Here is a 19,319-nt window from a genome sequence, read left to right as displayed (position 1 = left end):
ATTTCCTCCTCATCATCAATTCAATTCTGGCCAGTAGTCACCATTTGCTTCAATAAAATCATCCAAAATTTGTTTTGCTGGATCAGCTGAATATACGGTTTGATTTAGGGTGAACGCTTGCAATGCTTTTGGATAAGAATGTTCAAAATAAGCATCTACGAGTAATTTTTCCGAGGCATTTTGAGCTTCCATCAATCCTTTATGAAAATCATTGATGCCAAAACGGAAAGAAATAGGCTCAGCGCCAGTACGACCAACATAAGCTGGAACTTCTACCATCGCATCCTCCCGCAAATTGGGAATCGCTCCTTTGTTAGGAACAATTAACATGAACCGATCATGATTATCGTTTAAAATAGAAACTGCCATATCCATAATATATTGTCCATGCTCACCAAAATTAAAATCTAAAATTTCGCCTTTTTCTTGTTCACGCACTTTACGAGCCATCTCTTTTGTCTTTTTTTCACGACCGTCCATGACAATATTCGCTCGCGTGTAACTAGGATCTGTGTATTCAATTGTACGATTCGGATACAAATAATACTCTAAATAATTGTTAGGCAGGTATCCTGGAAAATTTTGGGTCATTAATCGCATCATATCCCAAGCTTCTTGCCAAGTATCATCGCCCGCATTAAAATCAGCAACATGCAATCGTTCGTTTTCCAAACGTTCAAGGATTTCTGGCAAAATATCACGCTCAACGGACTTATCATAAATTGAGCTATACCAACCAAAGTGATTCAATCCGTAATACATTGGTATCCAATTTTTGCGATCATAACCATAATTTGTCGCAATCGTTTCTTCAATAGAGATCGTCATATCACAAGCGTTTAACATTTTGACCTCCGGAAAAGCGCGCCTTACAGCTTCTGATACTAGTGTTTCTGGATTCGTATAATTTAACAACCAGGCATCTGGGGCGTAGTGATCCACGTAAGAGACAATCTCTAACAAACCTTTAATCGAACGTAAACCGTAAGAAAAACCTCCTAAACCGCACGTCTCCTGTCCTACAAGACCATATTTCATTGGAATTTTTTCATCCAACTCACGCATCTTCATACCGCCAACTCGTAATTGTGAGAAGATAAAATCTGCGCCAGTAAATGCTTTTTTTGGATCGGAAGTTTGCGAAAGTTTTACTTTATCGGCTAATTTTTCTTTTTTTAACATATAATTAATAATTTCAAACATATCGTCATTACGCGATTCATCAATATCATAAAGTATTAATGAAGAAAATGGAAATTGTTCTCTACTCGAAATCATTGCCTGTACAATCCCTGGTGTATATGTGCTCCCTCCTCCAGCAATAACAACCTGTAAATGCTCTTTTTTCATACTTTCCCCGTCCTTTCTTTTATGATCACTTTCATGATAAAAGAATATGTAAGGGTTACCAAGCATTTTCATTCATTTCAATTTTTATTTGATTTTATGATTTTATTTTCGTAAAATGAAAGTGATTTCAGAAAGGATCTTTCTTATGCGGTTAGAAGAACGAATCAACCAAGTAGATAGTTTTTCCAATACAGAATATGTACTATTAGAATATCTTATTTCGTCTAAAAGCAAGGTAATCAATATGCAAGCAGCAGAACTAGCAAAGCATACATTTACTTCTCCTGCTAGTGTTACACGTCTTTCACAAAAATTAGGTTTTAGCGGTTTCAATGAATTCAAATTCTTTTTAAAACAAGAAGTGAATGAACTAAAAGCAAATAAGAACAAAAGCTGGCATCTTCTACAATCTGATATTGAAAAAACGATTAACCTAACGGATGAGGCTAATCTATTGCCTATTAGTCGGTTAATCGCTGAAGCAAAAACTATTTTTGTTTTCGGTACAGATTGGGGAGAGCGTAATACAGCAGAACTATTTGTGCGAAATTTTATAGCGGTAGGAATCTATATGACGATAATCCCCTCCGTTACTGAACTGCGTTGGGTATCACAAAAAGTCCAGAAAGAAGATTTAATCATCATTATTTCTTATAGTGGCGAAGGAAAAGATGTGACTGAAATTTCCCAACTTTTGAAATTAAAAAAAGTAAAAATTGTTTCAGTCACACCTTTATCAAAAAATCATTTATCTACGTTGTCTTCGAATAATTTATATTATCAAGCCAGTCAGTTAGAAGGGATCTCTCAAGATCCTTCAGCGGAATATAACTTATTTACCGCCTTGCATATCGTATTAGACGCCTTATTTAGAAACTATTTTGATAATTTCTACTTAAAATAATAAAATATTTCCTATACTTAAAGGAAATATTAATCATACAAGTTGTTTTTTAAGGGGGGTTCAATGAAAAGAGATGTAAGAATTGATACGCTGCGAGCATTAGCTATTTTATTAATCATGTACGCTCACACTAGACCTCCGCAGTGGCTTTATGAGTTACGTAATTTTGATGTCATTTTAATGACGTTTATTCTTGGTGCTTCCTATTATTTAAGTACGGAACGAAAAAAGAAACCCAAGCCCTATTTTTCTTATTTAAAAGAGCGATTTTTGCGCTTGATTATTCCGGTCTGGATCTTTTTAACATTGTTTTTTCTTGTCTTATTTGGTTTCACTTCAATTGTTGACCAACCTTTTCCTTTCTCTTTGAGAACAATATTTACTTCTTATTCTTTAATTTGGGGAATTGGATATATTTGGATTATCCGCGTATTTTTTATTATCGCTATTTTATCCCCCTTTTTATATTGGCTGGCCAAAAAAACAACACATTTGTTGCCACAGCTAGGAGTAATTGGATTATTTCTATTATTACAAAACGGTCTGAACGCACTAGTTACTCTACTATCTGGTACGGAGCAAGCGATCTTTGAACAATATGGGGCGATCTCATTTGGCTATTTTTTGGCAGCACTTGTAGGAATGTGGGCAGTACGACAAAATAACAAAGAAAACTCCATTTTGCTCATTTGTTTTTCCATTCTATTTTTTATTATAGCAACTTATCAGACACTCCCTTCGATCGAAGATAACAAATATCCCCCTACAATCTATTTTATAAGTTACGGTTTGGCTGGTTCTTTGCTTCTTTTTCAATTGACTAGTTTCCAAACAATTAGAAAATTACTTGAGAAAACTCCTGGTATCAATTGGTTATCCCAACACTCTTTGGAATTATATTATTGGCATCTCTTTCCTATTATATATTTTAATCTCTTTGTCGAAAGAGACTCTTGGCTTTTACGTTTCTTCATCGTTTTTCCTGTCGCTTTTCTTTTGACTTTCTTACAAAATCGGTATATCCCTCATCTTTTCCAACCCCAAAAAAGATAAATAGTTAATTTATTAAAGATATTATTTGCTTTCTAATGAAGCGTTCTTCATTATTCATAGAAACTTCTATATAAACAACCTCCACTCTAAAGTTAGAGTGGAGGTTGTTTATATAAAGGAATAATTTTTTACTATTATTTCTTAAATAATCTTCAAGGATGCTCGCAGTTATTAATTTCTTACTAACTTATACAATTTTTAGCAGTCATTCCCATTAAATATATAATGTTTGAAAAATTATTTTATTTTCCATGCTCATCATATATTATCTTTACTTATTTCTCTAAAGGCGCAATCATTGACTGTATGTGCATAATCATTAATTGCTTTGCTTCCTCAGCGTTATGCGTAGTGATCGCAGCTGCAATAAGTTGATGATATAAAGAAGCCTTAGTCCTCATTTGTGGAAGAGTGTTCGTCATACGACGGCTTTCTAATTGATATTTTTCCAACGAACCTGTCATTATCATTAAAGAAGGCTGTTTTGCCCCTTCAGCAATCAACTGATGAAATTTTAAATCAGTCGTTAAAAAACAATCATTTACCTGCATTTCTTGGTCTAACTGATAAGCCAATTCTTGAAGTTTTTCACATAAACTAGGCTCAGCTTGTTTAGCACAATAAAACGCCTGCTCTGGTTCTACCAGTAACCTAGCGCGCAAAATGGAAAGTAAAGAAAGTTTTTCTTTCTTCTTTTCTTCACTTGAAGACGCCGCATTAGGATCATTTCTTACATATATACCTCTTCCATGCTCTATACTCACTATGCCCTGATTCTCAAGTGTACGCATTGCTTCTCTAATTATCGTTAAGCTAACTTCCATTTCTTTTGCTAGTTGCTTCATAGTAGGCAATCGTTGTCCAGGTTTCCAAATTTCATCTATAATATTTCGTTTTAATTTATCAAGCGTTTGTTGGTAAACAGATGGTTTGTTTGTCTCCATGGTCCCCTCCGAATTTCAGCAATAGTTTTTATACTACCTCATTTACACAAAGATAGACAATGTCAAGACTGATAATAAACCAACAACACCTATGATACAGGTCAATGGTGTCCAAGCTGTAAAGGTCTCTTTCAAGGAAAAGTCAAAGTATTCTTTAACCATCCAAAAGCCTGCGTCATTAACATGTCCTCCAAATACACTACCAGCGCCAACAGCAAGCACCATTAAAGCCGGATTTGCTCCAGTAGATGCGATTAAAGAACCGACAAGTCCAGCACCTGTAAGAGCGGCAACAGTTGATGATCCAAGACTCACACGTAAAATAGCTGTTACTAACCAAGCCGCAATTAAAGGCGATATATTTAAACCGGAAAAGATGCCAGAGATATAATCTGAGATTCCTCCAGAAACTAAAACTTCCTTAAGTGCTCCGCCACCGCCAATAATAAATAGCATACCTGCAATTTGAACAATCGCGTTCTCTAAAGTTTTTCCAGTTTCTTTCATACTAGCATGTTGATGGATCCCCATCGTATAAATAGCAAAAAGTAAGGAAAGCAGCATAGCAAAATCTGGATTGCCAATAAAAGTGATGATTTGAGTGATCAACATTTGTTGCGGAATAATAAATTCCAAAATCGTTGCAATACCAATTAAAATAACAGGCATCATCGCTGTAAGTACGCTAATACCAAATTTTGGTGTTTGATTTAAATCAAACTCTTCCACTTTCCCTAATGCTGGTATTTCCTCTTTTACTTTATAAATTTGTGAAAATCTTTTGCGAAGAAAGCGATTATAGACAGGCCCTGAAACAATAATTGTTGGGATAGCTACAATAATTCCATATAAAATTACCTGGCCAATGTTCGCGTTAAAAACTCCTGCAATGGCTGTCGGAGCAGGGTGAGGAGGAATAAACCCGTGCATCACATTTAACGTTGCGGCCATAGGGATAGCCAGTTCCATTAGCGGCATCTTAATCTCGCGGGCAATAATAAAGATAATAGGAAGTAATACTACAAGACCAACTTCAAAGAACAAGGCTAAACCGATAATAAATGAGGCGAAAATTACGGCAATTTGAATACGCTTATATCCAAACTTATCAATTAAAGTATGCGCAATTCGTTGACCTCCACCAGAATCAGAAACAAGTTTGCCTAGCATAGATCCCATTCCAAATATAATGGCTAGGTCTCCTAGTTGCGACCCCAGTCCGTCTGTAATGGTTGTTGGAATTTCATCAAGTGGAATTCCAAGAAATAAAGCAACGACAAACGAAGTAATAATTAACGAAACAAAAGTATTAAGTTCAAGTTTTGTAATTAAAAATATTAATAGTGCTACTCCGAGTATAACAATAAATAATGGCATAGTAACTAAATCCTCCACGTTTTAAATTTTAATAACAACAAATCAATTAATAAACAACTTTTATAAATTCCTCGACCGAATATTATAAAGCTTTTTCTTCTAAATTTTGAACATTGTCTTCATTAAAGAAACTGAAGCCAACCCCTAAATAACTCGCACCATCCGCTACGAAAACTTTAGCATTTGGTAAATTGACGCCTCTTACAGCCATCAACTTTTTTGGGCCAAGTGGACCTTGAATTTGTTTAAAAAATGAAGCTCCAGTAGATATGACTGCTGGAAAGATTTTAACAATGTCTGTTCCGCACTCAAATTGATCATCTTCTTCTGAAGAGGATATGGCAGGGCGTAATAATATTTCCTTTTTAGCTAATAAAAAAAATATTATCGCTAAACTACGTTGCCCCTAACATAAATCTCATTCCAGCTTTCTTTAAAAAATCCATTCATTCATGAATTGCCTTTTCTTAATCTACCTTCAATAGCAGGCCCCCCATCTACTAACAACTTCATTTGTATCAACTTTTAAAAATAGATATGTTTTATACATTAAAGATAACATCTATTTTTAAGCAATCGTAAGCGTTTCCGTTTTTTGTGTCAAGAGATGCCTAATTCCTCTACTTTTTTATGAAACCATATTTAGTCACTAAAAATCCCCAAAGTTAGATTTGTTTGGTCTACCTTTAGGGGCGTCTTCAAATCCTTCCTTTTTATAAAGTTCTGCTTAAAAAATCCTATTTGATAAAAAACCAAAAAACGCCAAAACTTTTTAGTTTTGACGTTTTTAGTATATATTTTAAAATTGACCAATCAACAACTGACGTAATTCTTCCAAATAAGGCTGACGTGGATTGGCTGAGGTACATTGGTCGTTATAAACTAAATCAACTAATTTATCAAGGGATTCGTTAAAATGTTTTTTCGTTACCCCATTAGCTGAAAGTGTTGGTTCTACTTCAACAGCTTTCATTAACGCGTCGATTTTCGCACATAATGATTCAACTAATTCACTGTCCGTTGTCCCTTGTAGCCCAAGGTAACGTGCAATTTCAGCATAATCTTTTTGGCCACGATAAACTTCATAACGTGGAAACGGTGTACGTTTCACATTTCCAGTAGCTGCATTGAAACGAATCACAGGGTTCATGGCAATAGAGATCGCTAAGCCATGTGGTAATCCGAACTCGCCTCCGATTTTATGTGCAATCGAATGATTAATTCCTAAGAAGGCATTGGCAAACGACATACCTGCAAGCGTTGCTGCATAATGCATATTTTCACGAGCAGCTTCACCTTCTGATGTCGGATTTTTTGGATCATACTTATAAGATGCTTCTAAGTTCTCAAAAATTAATTTAATGGCTTCTAACGCCCAAGGCCGAGTAAAGTTTGACGAAAGAACGGAAACATAGGACTCCAAAGCATGAGATAACGAATCAAGTCCAGATAGAGCAACTGTTCTTTTTGGCATGGTCATTACAAAGGCCGGATCGACAATCGCTACTTGTGGGGTTAATTCATAATCTGCTAATGGATACTTCACATGTGTATGATCGTCCGTAATTACAGCAAATGGCGTGACTTCCGAACCAGTTCCTGAAGTTGTTGGTATTGCAAATAATTTTGTATGTTCAGAATGATGAAATTTCGCAATACGTTTACGAATATCTAAGAATTTTTGTTGTAATTGGACAAATACTTCACTTACTTTTTCATAACTATCTAAAAATCCAGGTTCTTGATCGATCGAATATTCATAGATATAACGAGCAATTTTGGCCGCATCTAAAGCTGACCCGCCACCAACAGCTAAAATAGCATCAGGCTTAAAAGCTTGCATTTGTTGTGCAATTTCAATGGTTTGTCCTAGCGTAGGATCAGGTCTTACAGATCCGTAGATTGAAGATTTTACTGGATCATCGCGAACTTCTAGTTGTTCATATACTTTATCAACAAATCCAAATTGTACCATCCCTGGGTCGGCCACAATGAAAGCACGTTCTATTTTTTCGTATTCATCTTGTAAATAGGAAAGTGAGTTTTCTTCATAATACACTTTTTCCGGTAAACGAATCCATTGCGGACGATTACGACGCTTGGCAACTGTTTTAATATTCAATAGGTCTTCTGTTGATAAGTTATGAGACAATGAATTTTTCCCCCATGAGCCTGTTCCTAAAGTTAGACTTGATTTTAATGCATCAGTATAAACATCGCCGATGGCTCCAATAGAATCTGGTTGGTTAATAATAACACGTGAAGCTTTGGTCTTTTCTCCATATTCTTCCACAAACGGATCAATCTGGGAACCAATTTGAATCCCCGCATTATGACCTGCCCCTTGGTAGTTTAACAAATCATCTACAATCTTAATGCCATCTTGACGATCTTTAGCTTTATAAACTGAAAGCAATGGCGATAATTTTTCTGAAGATAATTTTTCTCCGATATTTTTGGAATCTAATTCAAATAATAGAATATCTTTGCCTTCAGGAAGTTTGACACCCGCTTGTTCAGCTATCCAACGAGCAGGCATTCCTGCAACAGCACCATTGACCCCATGATTGTCATTAAAAACAAAATCAGCAATCTTTTTATAATCTGACTTAGGAACCAAATAAGCGCCCTTTTCTTGCATTTTTTCTAACCATTCTTTATAAACAGGAGCTTCTACAACTACCGAATTTTCTGTAGCACAAATCATCCCATTGTCGAAACGTTTGGATAGTAATAAATCCTCTACAGCTCGATCAATATTAGCCGTATGATCGACAAAAATTGCACCATTTCCGGGTCCTACACCCATGGATGGGTTCCCGGATTTTAAAGCTGCATTCACCATTCCAGGACCCCCCGTGGCTAAAATCGAAGCGATCTTTGAGTTTTGAATCAAGGAGGAAGTCGCTTCAAGCGATGGTTTTTCTATCCATTGAATAATATCCTTAGGAGCACCTGCTGCTACTGCTGCATCATAGATTATTTTAGCAGCATGCGCTGAACAATTTTGTGCTTGTGGATGAAAAGCAAAAACAATCGCATTTCTAGTCTTTAGCGATATCAAAGATTTAAACATCGCCGTTGATGTTGGGTTCGTCGTAGGAACAATTCCTGCCAAAACACCCAACGGGGAAGCAATTTTCACACTACCTAAAACTTTATCTTCTCCGATTACACCGACTGTCTTATCATCTTTAATCGAATGGTAGACATTTTCTGTAGCAAAGCGATTTTTTGTATCCTTATCTTCCACTACACCACGGCCTGTCTCATCTACCGCTTCATGTGCTAATTGTAAAGCAGCCTCTGATCCAGCTAGTGCGGCAGCATTGACAATTTTGTCTACTTGTTCTTGAGTAAAACTGGCAAACTCTTGCTCTGCTTTTAATGCTTTTTCGACTAATGCATCTGTATACTTATAAGCTGCTTCTTCTTTTGTTTCTTCGTCTACAGTAACCTTTTCTACTGTTGATTGTGTAGTTTTTTCCATTGCTATCCCTCCAAAATAATTGGTGCTTTCATCTAAAACTTTCAACATCCGGATATGTGAATTAATTCACTTATTATAGTACACTATCATTGCGATAATTACAATATTTTTTTCTTATTTTTTTATATAATTAAAAAGAATTTTTTATTATTGTGCTATTTTGAACAATAATTCAATGAATATAATTTTTAATTCTTTAAGAAAAGTTCCAAATTTTTTTGAACCTTTTTTCACTAACCCTTACTTTTTTCAAAAATTATTATATAATAAACGTAATCTAAGTAGAAAGGAGAATCACGGTGATAGAAGATGTTGATGAATACTTGCTCCATGTTGACGATAAAAAGCCAAAGAAGAAAAATAGAAACGAGGCTTTTACCCCCAATTTATGTCATCTTTTGGCTTATCGTATGAAACAACCTAATCGTCCAATTGATTTGGCTCAACTATATAAAGAATTGTCTATTAGTACACAAGCAAATTTTAAAGAAGAAATTTATGCAATAATTCCTTACGGTGAGCGCTATACGCAATCGTTTGTTTTTTATAAAGATACCGTTAGATTAGTAGATAGTTCTGCCAATGTATTAGCAGAAAAGTTTTTGTATAATCATTTATTTATGGACTTTGAGAGCTATAAAAGAACATTGAATTTCTTTTTAAACAAAGAAATGAATGCGATTCCAATTTCTTGTAGCAAGTTTAGTTTAATCCCTTTTAGTTTAACTTCTAAACCTACAATTTATTGCTGGGTAAATCCAGGAAGAATCGAAAATTTATACTCGCAAGGAAGTACTACACCTACCATTGCCCAATTAACGAATGGCATCAATGTTGCCATTGAACGACAACAACGTCCTATTTTTACTCGAATGAAGCGGGCTTTCTTAACTCATGGAATTATTAAAAGAGATATCGAAACCCAACCAGTTAATGTGACCATGAGTTTGCTAGAATATTTAAACATCAGTTCAACTAAAATTACGAGAAAAGTAACAAAAAATATACAGTATCAACATATTCCTGGATTTGCGCTTAACTTTCACCAGAAATATCAGGAAATCCATGATGCAATCGTCATTGAAAAGTGGCTAGATGCAAAAAGTCTGCCGAAAAGTGAAAACGTTTAACAAAAAAAGAGACGTTCAGGAGACATATTGTTGCTTCTAAACGTCTTTTTTCTATTTAAAGATTAGCTGACAATGATTTCAAATAAGCTTTTAGCTCATCTTTTGTTTCTGGATGTTGTAGTCCATATTCAATATTAGCCTCTAACATCCCTATTTTAGTTCCCACATCGTATCGCTTGCCACTAAATTCTTGGGCAAACACGCGTTGTGTTTTATTTAACTCATCTATAGAGTCTGTTAATTGTATCTCTCCCCCTTTTCCAGGGGTCTGTTTTTCTAGTAAGCTAAAAATTTCTGGCGTTAATAGATAACGTCCAATGATAGCTAAATTACTAGGCGCTTGTTCAGGTTTAGGTTTTTCTACAAAAGAATTCACGTCATATAATCCTTCTTCAATTTTACCATTAGGCTCAATAATGCCATACTTTGAAGTGTCTTCATGAGGTACAGGCATTACGCCTAATGTCGATGCCTTAGTTTTCTCATAATCGTTAATCAATTGTTTTGTTAATGGTACTTGGTTACTTGTGATGTCATCACCTAACATAACCACAAAAGGTTCATCCCCTACAAAAGCTTTGGCTTGTAAAATGGCATGACCAAGCCCTAAAGGTCGCTTTTGTCGTACAAAGTGTAAGTTGATATCTGTCGTTTCTTCCACTAATTTTAAAAGTTCAGTTTTTCCTGTTGATTTTAAATTTTGTTCTAATTCTATATTCGCATCAAAGTGATCTTCGATAGGACGTTTGGCTTTACCTGTTACCACTAAAATATCTTCAATACCAGAAGCCATCGCCTCTTCTACAATAAATTGAATCGTCGGTTTATCAACGATAGGTAACATCTCTTTAGCCACAGCTTTAGTCGCTGGTAAAAATCGCGTACCTAACCCCGCTGCAGGAATAACTGCTTTTCTTACTTTCATTTTCTCCAACCCTTTCTACTTCATCAATTTATCTTATTGTATCACATCCGCTATTAAATAGGGGACAGCTTAAATAAAGTGACTTTTGATCTTTTTTCTCAATAAGACCTAAAAAAGACCCGCCAGCGGGTAACTGACGGGAAAGGAGTAAAAAATGAAAAAGTGTTTATTAGGGTTGTTCGTTGGTACAATTCTAATGTATCCAAAATTTATGAAGAATTTGTGACAAATCTATTTGAATTCACTTAAATCATTCATTTACTTGCCAATAAGCAAATAACTTTCCACTTTCTCCATAAATGGGATCATAACCTGGCATGGGAACTTGCTTTATATTATCTAATTTTTCTGGCCGTTCTTCTTTTTTGCCATAACAAATATCATAATTCTGTCCATTAGGATAAGCTCCAATAACGGAGAAACCAGCTTCTTTTTTTAACAATTTGTGTCCCGTACCAGCTGGTAAAACCAACACGTCGCCGCGTTCAGCTGTTAATTGTTCACCATGCTCACCGCCCATTTGCAATAAAGCTTTCCCACCAACAACGACAAGCACCTCATGCGAGTTACTATGATAATGATGATAAGGAAAAACACCATTACGCCAAGCATTCGACCAATGATTTTGTCTCAATATTTGATTCACTTGATCCTCATCCTCAATCGCATTTTTATAAACCAGCAAAGGAAAGGAAGGATTATTAGGAATAGCCCCATCATCTGTGAAATAAAAGTGACTTGCTACAATGGTTTCTTGCTCTTTCATGAAAGTCCTCCTTCTGATCATATTTTATATTTCCCATTCTATCATGCTTTATACCTTTACCAAAGGTACAGGAAGTTTAATTTCTTTTATAGCTATGTTCATGAATTAGCCAAGAACTTTAAGATGCTATAAACAAAATAAAGTTATCATTACCTCTCTAGTCCTTTATTATTCTTTAGCGTAAAGTAAACAATAGCAACAACAATAATGAAAGGTTGTGTTCGTTTAAAATGTTTACAAAAGCATCAGTTATTTCTGTACAAATAAGAAAAGTATTTTATCCATTTATTATTGCCAAAGCAAAAGACGGACATTATCTCTATCTAAACCTCACATCTACCGAACGTAAAGACAGCGTATTTTGGGAAGTTATGCTGCGGATTTCGCAAGCGAATTTATGGCTTCCTCTTGATAAAAATACCTACCAACTCTTAGAAAGTGATTGGTTAAGTGTGTAATTAGTATTTTAATGTATACAAAACACTCCCAGGAATTAGAATAAAACGAATTTCTGGGAGTTATTCTATAAATTGATTTCCTTAGCCTAAGAACTCAAATACTTCTTGACGGTTGTACAAGTTCAATACTTTTTCGCAAGCATATTGTGAGACAATCGCGGCAACCGCTGGTATAACAATCCAACAAACAAGTGCCATAATTGGTGCCTGTCCGCCATCAATCGCAGCAAAAGGTCCTACCAATCCTACTAAGCCAAATCCGGCAGAAGAAGGTGTGCCAGTAATTTCCAAAAGAGCTACTGGAATTGCAGTTACAATGGCTGTAAAAAAGCATGGTACCAAAATAACAGGTTTACGGAATAAATTCGGCATCATCATTTTCATTGCTCCTAAAGCAATCGCAATGGTAATTCCAGATTTATTGATTTTCCATGAATTAACAACTAGAACAATCGTAGTCGCACCAACGCCCATAGCTGCAGCGCCGGCAGCAACGCCATCCAATTGAATCGCTAAACCAATAGCGATCGTTGAGATTGGAGAGATAATTAACAGGGCAAATGAACAAGAAATTAAAATACTCATTAGAATAGGTTGTAAAGTTGTAAAGGTATTAATAGCTGTTCCAATAGCCGTAGAAATGGCTGTAACATAAGGGAATAAATAAACACCAACTAAACTTGCCCCTGTACCGACAATAATCGGCATTCCAATAATTTCGACTGAACCAAATCTATCGCCAATCAATAAAATTAAACCTACAGCCACCGCTGCCGTAATCATCGTATTAATAATATCGCCAGTGCCTGCGCCAATGAATGCTCCTGCTTCATCATCAAACTGAATTGAGCCGGAACCTATTAAAGCTGCAACACCGACAACAGACATTCGCATAGGATTTAGATTAAATTGCAATCCGATTAAAAATCCAATAACTGCAGGGGTTGCAATTTGAAAAAGTTCTGTTGTCTGCGTCCAGGTTACTGCAAAAGAATTATCACCAAACGCTCCTAATATAACAGATAACACCGCGTTAGGAATTAATCCAACAATAATTCCTGTTGCTGTTCCTGCCAGTATTTTATTCAAAAACCGTTTGGGTGTTATTGTTTCTTCCATAGAAATCGTTCCTTTTTCCTAACAAGTTTCTTTTAATTTTAGCTTTGTTTGTAAGCAAATATTATGTAACAAACAAGCCCTCCTTAAAACTTTTCAGAATTTTTTGATGTAACGATTATTATATAGAAGACAAAATTAAATTGCAATATAATTATCTGAAAATATTGAATTTACTGATAAATTCGTTCGGATTTTGCTTTTACCTAAAAAAAGGACCCGTCAGCGAGTAACTGACGGGAAAGGAGTAAAAAATGAAAAAGTGTTTATTAAGGTGTTTCGTTGGTATGGTTCTAATGTAACTATAAAATATGAACAAATTATGATGATTTTTTTTGTAAACGATAAAATTTTAGTTAAATCGCCATCGATTTATAAAAAGAGCGTTGAGAGAAGAACTTCGGAGAATATAAGCAATGTGTCAATCTCAACGCCCTTTATTCTTTAATGATAACACTTACACAGCTAAAAAGATAGCAGACACCTATTGAAAATTTTAGACCGTGACTCGTATTACAGTAAATATATATTACGTACACTTTAACATACAACTTAGTATAAAATACTCAAGACTTCGCGGCACCTCATTTTGATAGCTTAACTTTTTTACTGAGCGTTTTCCTCGGTGATTTGCTGGTAAAAAAGTTCTGCTAAGGCTGCCGAGCCTTCCTCATTTGGATGTATACCATCAGGGAAATATTCTGGGTGATTGATAGTTTCTTCGTACATATCTACAAATTCTAGTTCATATTCTGCGGCAATTTCTTCTACTGTATTGCCTGCAACACTTATTCTACTAGCATCGATTCCCCCGCTGATGACAGCGCCCTCCAGAAAAACTGCTGGCGGTGAAGCTAAAATGATTCTTGAAACACTAGGTAAATCACGATAACTTTCAAGAAGGTCAATATACTCGTCTTTAAACTGGCCCGAACCATTCCAGTTTGTGTCCTTCGTATCATTTGTTCCTAACATCATAATGACAATCTCTGGATCAAAATCTAAACTTTCTTGATATTCTTCTGTTGTTTCATATGGAAAATCGCTGGAAGCTTGTGCTGCATAATTGGACACTCCAAAATTATGAACAGCATATCCTTCCCCTAATAAATCATCTAATTGTTGAGGATAAAATTCCTCTTGGCCATTTGCTACATATAAATTATAGGTAATACTATCCCCTACTGCTGCGATACGTGTATCCTCAGAACCGATCTCTTCTTCATTATCAGGTCCTGATAAACGGTTCAAAAAAAACACCCCCATAAAAACTAGGACTATTACAAACAAAGCAAACACTATGATAAATTTAACTCGGTTTTTGCGTATTTCTTCACGCATAAATTTCTGCTCCCTTTTTATCTAAGGATACACAAATTTGTGTTCTGTTTAAAGTGAGCTGTTTAAAAAGAACACAATAAAAAGCTAAGAAACCATCTTAGCTTTTCCATTTTTATGATTGACAATCGATTAACCATAATGCATCAGGTGTTGTGCTAAAACAACGTCAAAAATTCCTTGGTTCGCATATCCAGATTTTAACACTGCTTGAACTGCCGCTGCTTTTTTAGCACCCCCAGCCACCAGAATCGAATACTCTTTCTTTTTTAAATCAGCTAATTCAATACCTACTGTACGTTGATCCAGTTCTTGATTCACTAACTGACCTTCTTCGTCAATAAAACGCGACACAACATCGCCTACAGCTTCTTCTCGTAACCGTTCTTTTTGCTTTGCATCTAAATGCCCCAAATTAAAAAGTAAAGCATCCTTACGTACTGATCCCACAGTAAATAACGCGATGTTGGCTTGTTTTCCCAACTGCAAAATGGAGTGAATAAAACGATCTTGTTCCACTAGCTTTTTTGTCGTTTGGTTATCAAAAAAAGTAGGTAATGGCAAATACTGAGCTCGTGCATTAAACGCCTCTGACAGCTCGTTCATACTTTCGTAAGCATACGTCCTTTCATCACCAAAGCTAAAGCTACCCTTTAATTGTACCGTTTGAATCCCTGTAATCTCTTGCTTTTCAAGATGAGAAGTCACAGCATGAATCGTTTTTCCCCATCCAATCCCGATAATATCTGTAGGTTGGACAATTTTTGTTAAGTAAGCAGCTGTATAAGCTCCTAAACGATCTAACATTGTTTTTTTCTCTTGGTATTGCTCAGGCACCACTTGAATTTTTAACTGGTATTTTTCTGATAAAATTTCGCTTAAATCTTGATAATCAACAAAAGGATTTTCTACTTGAATTTTTACCAAACCTTCTTCTTTAGCCAATTGCAAAAAGCGTGAGATCGTCGGCCGTGACATTTGTAACTTTTTAGCAATTGCTGCCTGGCTTAGCCCATCTTCATAATATAGTTGAGCAACGGTTAATGCTTGTTTTAGTTTGGCTGTTTCATCCTTTTGTACCATTTTTCATCCCATCTTTTACATCAATTCTGTTAAAAAGCTTGTGCCTTTTCCAGTTCCTTTGACATTAAAATTGCTTAAAACGGTAGCACCTAAGTCAGAAAAAGTAGAACGTATACCCAAGCTTGCACTTTTTTCCATACTTGGTGAATAAGCTAACAGCGGAACTTGTTCTCTAGTGTGATCCGTTCCTTTAAAACCGGGATCATTCCCGTGGTCCGCAGTAATCAATAATAGATCATCTTCTCTTAGTTGCTCCAATACAGTAGCCAACCGTTGGTCAAAGTCCATTAATGCTTGACCAAAACCGATCGGATTTCGGCGATGACCATACATGGAGTCAAAATCAACTAAATTAACAAAACAAAATCCTGTAAAATCTTGTGTCATGACATGATCTAGATGGTTCATTCCATCCATATTATCGTCATTATGGTAGACATCATCTAATCCATTCCCAGAAAAAATGTCATTAATTTTCCCAATGCCAATCGTTTGAATATGATTTTCTTGAAGATAATCAAGATCGGTCTTTCCTGTAGGCTCTAAGGAATAATCATGACGATGCGAGGTACGCGTAAAGTTGTCTTTGTTATCTCCAACATAAGGACGAGCGATCACTCGTCCTAAAGTATATTTAGGTCCATTCACCAAACTACGAGCATACTCGCAAATCCGATACAGTTCATCTAGTGGAATAATCTCTTCATGAGCAGCAATTTGTAAAACCGAATCGCCAGAAGTATAAATAATTAAATCCCCAGTCTCCATCTGGTGTTCGCCTAATTCTTCAATAATTTTGGTTCCTGAAGCTGGTCGGTTACCTACAATTTTACGACCAGAAAAATCAGCAATTTTAGCTAGTAATTCCTCAGGAAAGCCATCAGGAAAAAAATCTAAAGGTTGAGATACAGGAAGTCCCATCATTTCCCAATGACCGTCCATACTGTCTTTACCCGCTGAAATTTCTGTCATTTTGCCATAATATCCCAGCGGATTATCTACGGCAGGAACACCTTCAATGGCTTCTTCACGTAAGTTGGAAAGACCCAATTTTTGTAAATTTGGTAGAGCGAGATTTCCATTATAAGCTTCGCCGACATGACCTAAAGTATCTGATCCTTCGTCATCAAACTGAGCAGCATCTGGCGCAGCTCCTGTTCCTACTGAATCTAATACAATGGCAAAAATTCGTTTGTAACTCATTTTTTTGCTTCCTTTCTTTAAGCTAAAATTTTCGTTGTCGCACTAACGCCTAAGCGACTCGCACCAGCCTCAATCATTGCTGTTGCTTCTTCAAAACTATGAATACCCCCAGAAGCTTTAACGCCTAAACGATCACCTACTGTTTCACGCATTAAACGAACGTCTGCAATTTTAGCCCCAGCCGAACTAAAACCTGTTGAAGTTTTGACAAAATCAGCTTTAGCACTTTCTGCTAATTGACATGCTTGAACAATTTTTTCTTCGTCAAGAAATGAAGTTTCTATAATAACTTTTAATAGCTTATCTTTTGCATGAACAGCGTTAGCTACAGCAACGATATCTCCTTCAACAGCTTCATTATCACCGCTAAGAAGTTCGCCAATATTAATAACCATATCAATTTCATCTGCGCCTTTTTTCATCGCCGATTCTGCCTCAGCAACTTTTGCTTCTGTCGTTGTCGCTCCTAATGGAAAACCAACTACAACACAAGTTTTGATTTTTGTTTCAGCTAATCTTTCAGCTACAAAAGAAGCCCAATAAGCATTCACACAAACTGCTGCTGTATTAAATTCCTTCGCTTCCTCACAAGTTTTTTGAATTTGTTCCTTTGTTGCATCAGGCTTCAAATTCGTGTGGTCTAAATAAGTTGCTAATTCATCTTTTGTCAAATCCATATTTGTATCCCCTTTCATTTATAAGTATATAATACCAATGTTTTTTACAAATGTAAATTATACTTTTGAAATTATGTTCATATTCGAAAACATAACTGGTAAAATGAACCATTGTCGGATAAAACCAAGTAAAAGTTTTCTCCGAAAGCTTCATATAAAACTTAACAATTAAAAAGCCTAACAGCGTTTTATAACTGCCAGGCTTTTCTAGGATATTTTTTAATTACAGTAGTTCAAAAAATCAAAAAAAGCAGGAATTGCCTTTAAACATCCATATACACTGCCAAAGCAGCTTTTACTCCTTCGCCTTTGTTAATATCCACACCATAATAACTCAACACACCTTCTAATGCAGCTAAGACGTGTAGCACATTTTCATGACGACTACTATAGCCCATGTTTCCAATACGCCAAACTTTACCTTTCAAATCACCAAATGAAGAAGCAATTTCTACACCAAATTGGTTAAGTAGTAAATCTCTTACTTTATCCTCTTCAGCTTCTGCTGGAATTTTTACCGGGGTTACTGTTGGCATCTTGGAATTAAGATCACCATATATCTCTAATCCCATCGCTTGTATACCAGCAATCAGCGCTTGGTTATTTTGGGCATGACGCACATATACATTTTCTAATCCTTCATTTATTAATACCCGAAGACCTTCATGTAAAGCATAAACCATAGTGGTAGCTTCAGTATGATGATTGATCCTTTCTTCATTCCAATAACGTTGCAATTGACTCAAGTCTAAATAATTACTTGTAATAGGATCATCGCTTCTTTTGTCATTGCCTAATCCTAACTCTTTTTGATAGCGTGCATCTAATATTTTTTCTACTCGCTTATTGTAAGTCACAAGCGCCATGCCAGCTGGAACACTTACACATTTTTGTGTTCCTGCAACAGCTACGTCGATACCCCAATCATCTACATGTATAGGAACACCACCATAAGTAGCCACCATATCTACCATTAAGAAGGTATCGTTATTCTGACAATAAGCGCCAATTTTATCTAGCTCTTGCATTTGTCCATTCGCTGTTTCTCCATGGATCATAGCCACGACTTTAGGTTGGTATTCCTTGATTGCTTCGATAACATCATTTTGATCAAAGCTAGACTCCCAGTCTTTTTCCAGAAATTTCACTTCTGCTTGAGCTCGCTCACAAATTTCACCAAGTAAATAAGCAAAGCGACCAAAAGCTGGAATTAATACCTTATCTCCTGGATCTACCAGAGCAATCAAAGCGGCCTCTATAGCCGAGCGTGAAGTGCCATCTACGGCAAAAGCTTGCTCATTTTGCGTATCAAAGGGTTGTTTAATCATTTCCTTAACTTCATCCATAATCGCTAAAAAGTTAGGATCGAACTGTCCTAAAATAGGAGTAGTCATTGCTTTTAACACGTTAGGATGTACTTCAACTGGTCCTGGTGACATTAATGTTCTACTTGGTACGTTCAATTCGTTTGGCATAATAACCTCTCCTAAATATAAAATCTTCTT

Annotated in this window: 17 protein-coding genes; 4 read left to right on the top strand and 13 right to left on the bottom strand. The window is 35.9% G+C overall.

Annotated features, from left to right (window positions below):
• Positions 1-15: 15 nt before the first annotated feature.
• Complete coding sequence (locus tag G577_RS0102060) at positions 16-1,350, bottom strand: family 4 glycosyl hydrolase (RefSeq protein WP_028789732.1); 1,335 nt, start codon at positions 1,348-1,350, stop codon at positions 16-18.
• Between the two features lie 145 nt (positions 1,351-1,495).
• On the opposite strand from G577_RS0102060, the gene G577_RS0102055 reads away from it, so the two are divergent.
• Together G577_RS0102055 and G577_RS11590 are read left to right on the top strand one after the other, a co-directional pair.
• The gene (locus G577_RS0102055; protein WP_028789731.1) at positions 1,496-2,254 is read left to right on the top strand and encodes a MurR/RpiR family transcriptional regulator; all 759 of its coding nucleotides are present in this window, start codon (positions 1,496-1,498) and stop codon (positions 2,252-2,254) included.
• 63 nt (positions 2,255-2,317) lie between these two features.
• A complete protein-coding gene (locus tag G577_RS11590; protein WP_028789730.1) occupies positions 2,318-3,307 on the top strand; it encodes an acyltransferase family protein in 990 nt (329 codons plus the stop codon).
• Between the two features lie 275 nt (positions 3,308-3,582).
• Here G577_RS11590 and G577_RS0102045 read toward each other — a convergent pair whose 3' ends face one another.
• From G577_RS0102045 to adhE, 4 genes are all read right to left on the bottom strand, one after another.
• Positions 3,583-4,251 (bottom strand): FadR/GntR family transcriptional regulator, encoded by a 669-nt coding sequence (locus tag G577_RS0102045; RefSeq protein ID WP_028789729.1) that lies wholly within the window; start codon positions 4,249-4,251, stop codon positions 3,583-3,585.
• Positions 4,252-4,293: 42 nt separating this feature from the next.
• Entirely contained in the window at positions 4,294-5,628 is a 1,335-nt protein-coding gene (locus G577_RS0102040; protein ID WP_028789728.1) for a gluconate:H+ symporter, read from the bottom strand.
• Between the two features lie 82 nt (positions 5,629-5,710).
• The gene (locus G577_RS11715; protein ID WP_081932001.1) at positions 5,711-5,986 is read right to left on the bottom strand and encodes a beta/alpha barrel domain-containing protein; all 276 of its coding nucleotides are present in this window, start codon (positions 5,984-5,986) and stop codon (positions 5,711-5,713) included.
• 441 nt (positions 5,987-6,427) lie between these two features.
• On the bottom strand, positions 6,428-9,118 hold the full coding sequence (adhE, locus tag G577_RS0102030; protein WP_028789727.1) for a bifunctional acetaldehyde-CoA/alcohol dehydrogenase: 2,691 nt from the start codon (positions 9,116-9,118) through the stop codon (positions 6,428-6,430).
• 299 nt (positions 9,119-9,417) lie between these two features.
• On the opposite strand from adhE, the gene G577_RS0102025 reads away from it, so the two are divergent.
• Positions 9,418-10,248 (top strand): hypothetical protein, encoded by an 831-nt coding sequence (locus tag G577_RS0102025; protein WP_028789726.1) that lies wholly within the window; start codon positions 9,418-9,420, stop codon positions 10,246-10,248.
• Positions 10,249-10,303: 55 nt separating this feature from the next.
• On the opposite strand, the gene galU is transcribed toward G577_RS0102025, so the two are convergent.
• Positions 10,304-11,173 (bottom strand): UTP--glucose-1-phosphate uridylyltransferase GalU, encoded by an 870-nt coding sequence (gene galU, locus G577_RS0102020; protein WP_028789725.1) that lies wholly within the window; start codon positions 11,171-11,173, stop codon positions 10,304-10,306.
• Positions 11,174-11,423: 250 nt separating this feature from the next.
• Complete coding sequence (locus tag G577_RS0102015; protein WP_028789724.1) at positions 11,424-11,939, bottom strand: cupin domain-containing protein; 516 nt, start codon at positions 11,937-11,939, stop codon at positions 11,424-11,426.
• Positions 11,940-12,169: 230 nt separating this feature from the next.
• Here G577_RS0102015 and G577_RS0102010 point away from each other — a divergent pair, with 230 nt between their 5' ends.
• Positions 12,170-12,397, top strand: a complete 228-nt coding sequence (locus G577_RS0102010; protein WP_028789723.1) for a hypothetical protein — start codon at positions 12,170-12,172, stop codon at positions 12,395-12,397.
• Positions 12,398-12,478: 81 nt separating this feature from the next.
• Here the strand turns inward: G577_RS0102010 and G577_RS0102005 are convergent, their stop codons facing one another.
• From G577_RS0102005 to G577_RS0101980, 6 genes are all read right to left on the bottom strand, one after another.
• The gene (locus G577_RS0102005; protein WP_028789722.1) at positions 12,479-13,516 is read right to left on the bottom strand and encodes a PTS sugar transporter subunit IIC; all 1,038 of its coding nucleotides are present in this window, start codon (positions 13,514-13,516) and stop codon (positions 12,479-12,481) included.
• A gap of 603 nt (positions 13,517-14,119) precedes the next feature.
• On the bottom strand, positions 14,120-14,764 hold the full coding sequence (locus G577_RS0102000) for a GDSL-type esterase/lipase family protein (protein ID WP_052077221.1): 645 nt from the start codon (positions 14,762-14,764) through the stop codon (positions 14,120-14,122).
• 219 nt (positions 14,765-14,983) lie between these two features.
• Complete coding sequence (locus G577_RS0101995) at positions 14,984-15,934, bottom strand: sugar-binding transcriptional regulator (protein WP_028789720.1); 951 nt, start codon at positions 15,932-15,934, stop codon at positions 14,984-14,986.
• Positions 15,935-15,949: 15 nt separating this feature from the next.
• Positions 15,950-17,137, bottom strand: coding sequence for a phosphopentomutase (locus G577_RS0101990; protein WP_028789719.1), 1,188 nt, complete (start codon positions 17,135-17,137; stop codon positions 15,950-15,952).
• 17 nt (positions 17,138-17,154) lie between these two features.
• Positions 17,155-17,814: a deoxyribose-phosphate aldolase gene (gene deoC / locus G577_RS0101985; RefSeq protein WP_028789718.1), complete on the bottom strand. Its 660-nt coding sequence runs from the start codon at positions 17,812-17,814 to the stop codon at positions 17,155-17,157.
• A gap of 263 nt (positions 17,815-18,077) precedes the next feature.
• Positions 18,078-19,289 (bottom strand): pyridoxal-phosphate-dependent aminotransferase family protein, encoded by a 1,212-nt coding sequence (locus G577_RS0101980; protein ID WP_028789717.1) that lies wholly within the window; start codon positions 19,287-19,289, stop codon positions 18,078-18,080.
• Between the last annotated feature and the right edge of the window lie 30 nt (positions 19,290-19,319).

This window comes from Tetragenococcus muriaticus DSM 15685 (assembly GCF_000423785.1).
GTDB lineage: Bacteria > Bacillota > Bacilli > Lactobacillales > Enterococcaceae > Tetragenococcus > Tetragenococcus muriaticus.
The sequence above is the reverse complement of the archived record's forward strand: the minus strand, read 5'-3'. Positions and strand labels throughout refer to the sequence as shown.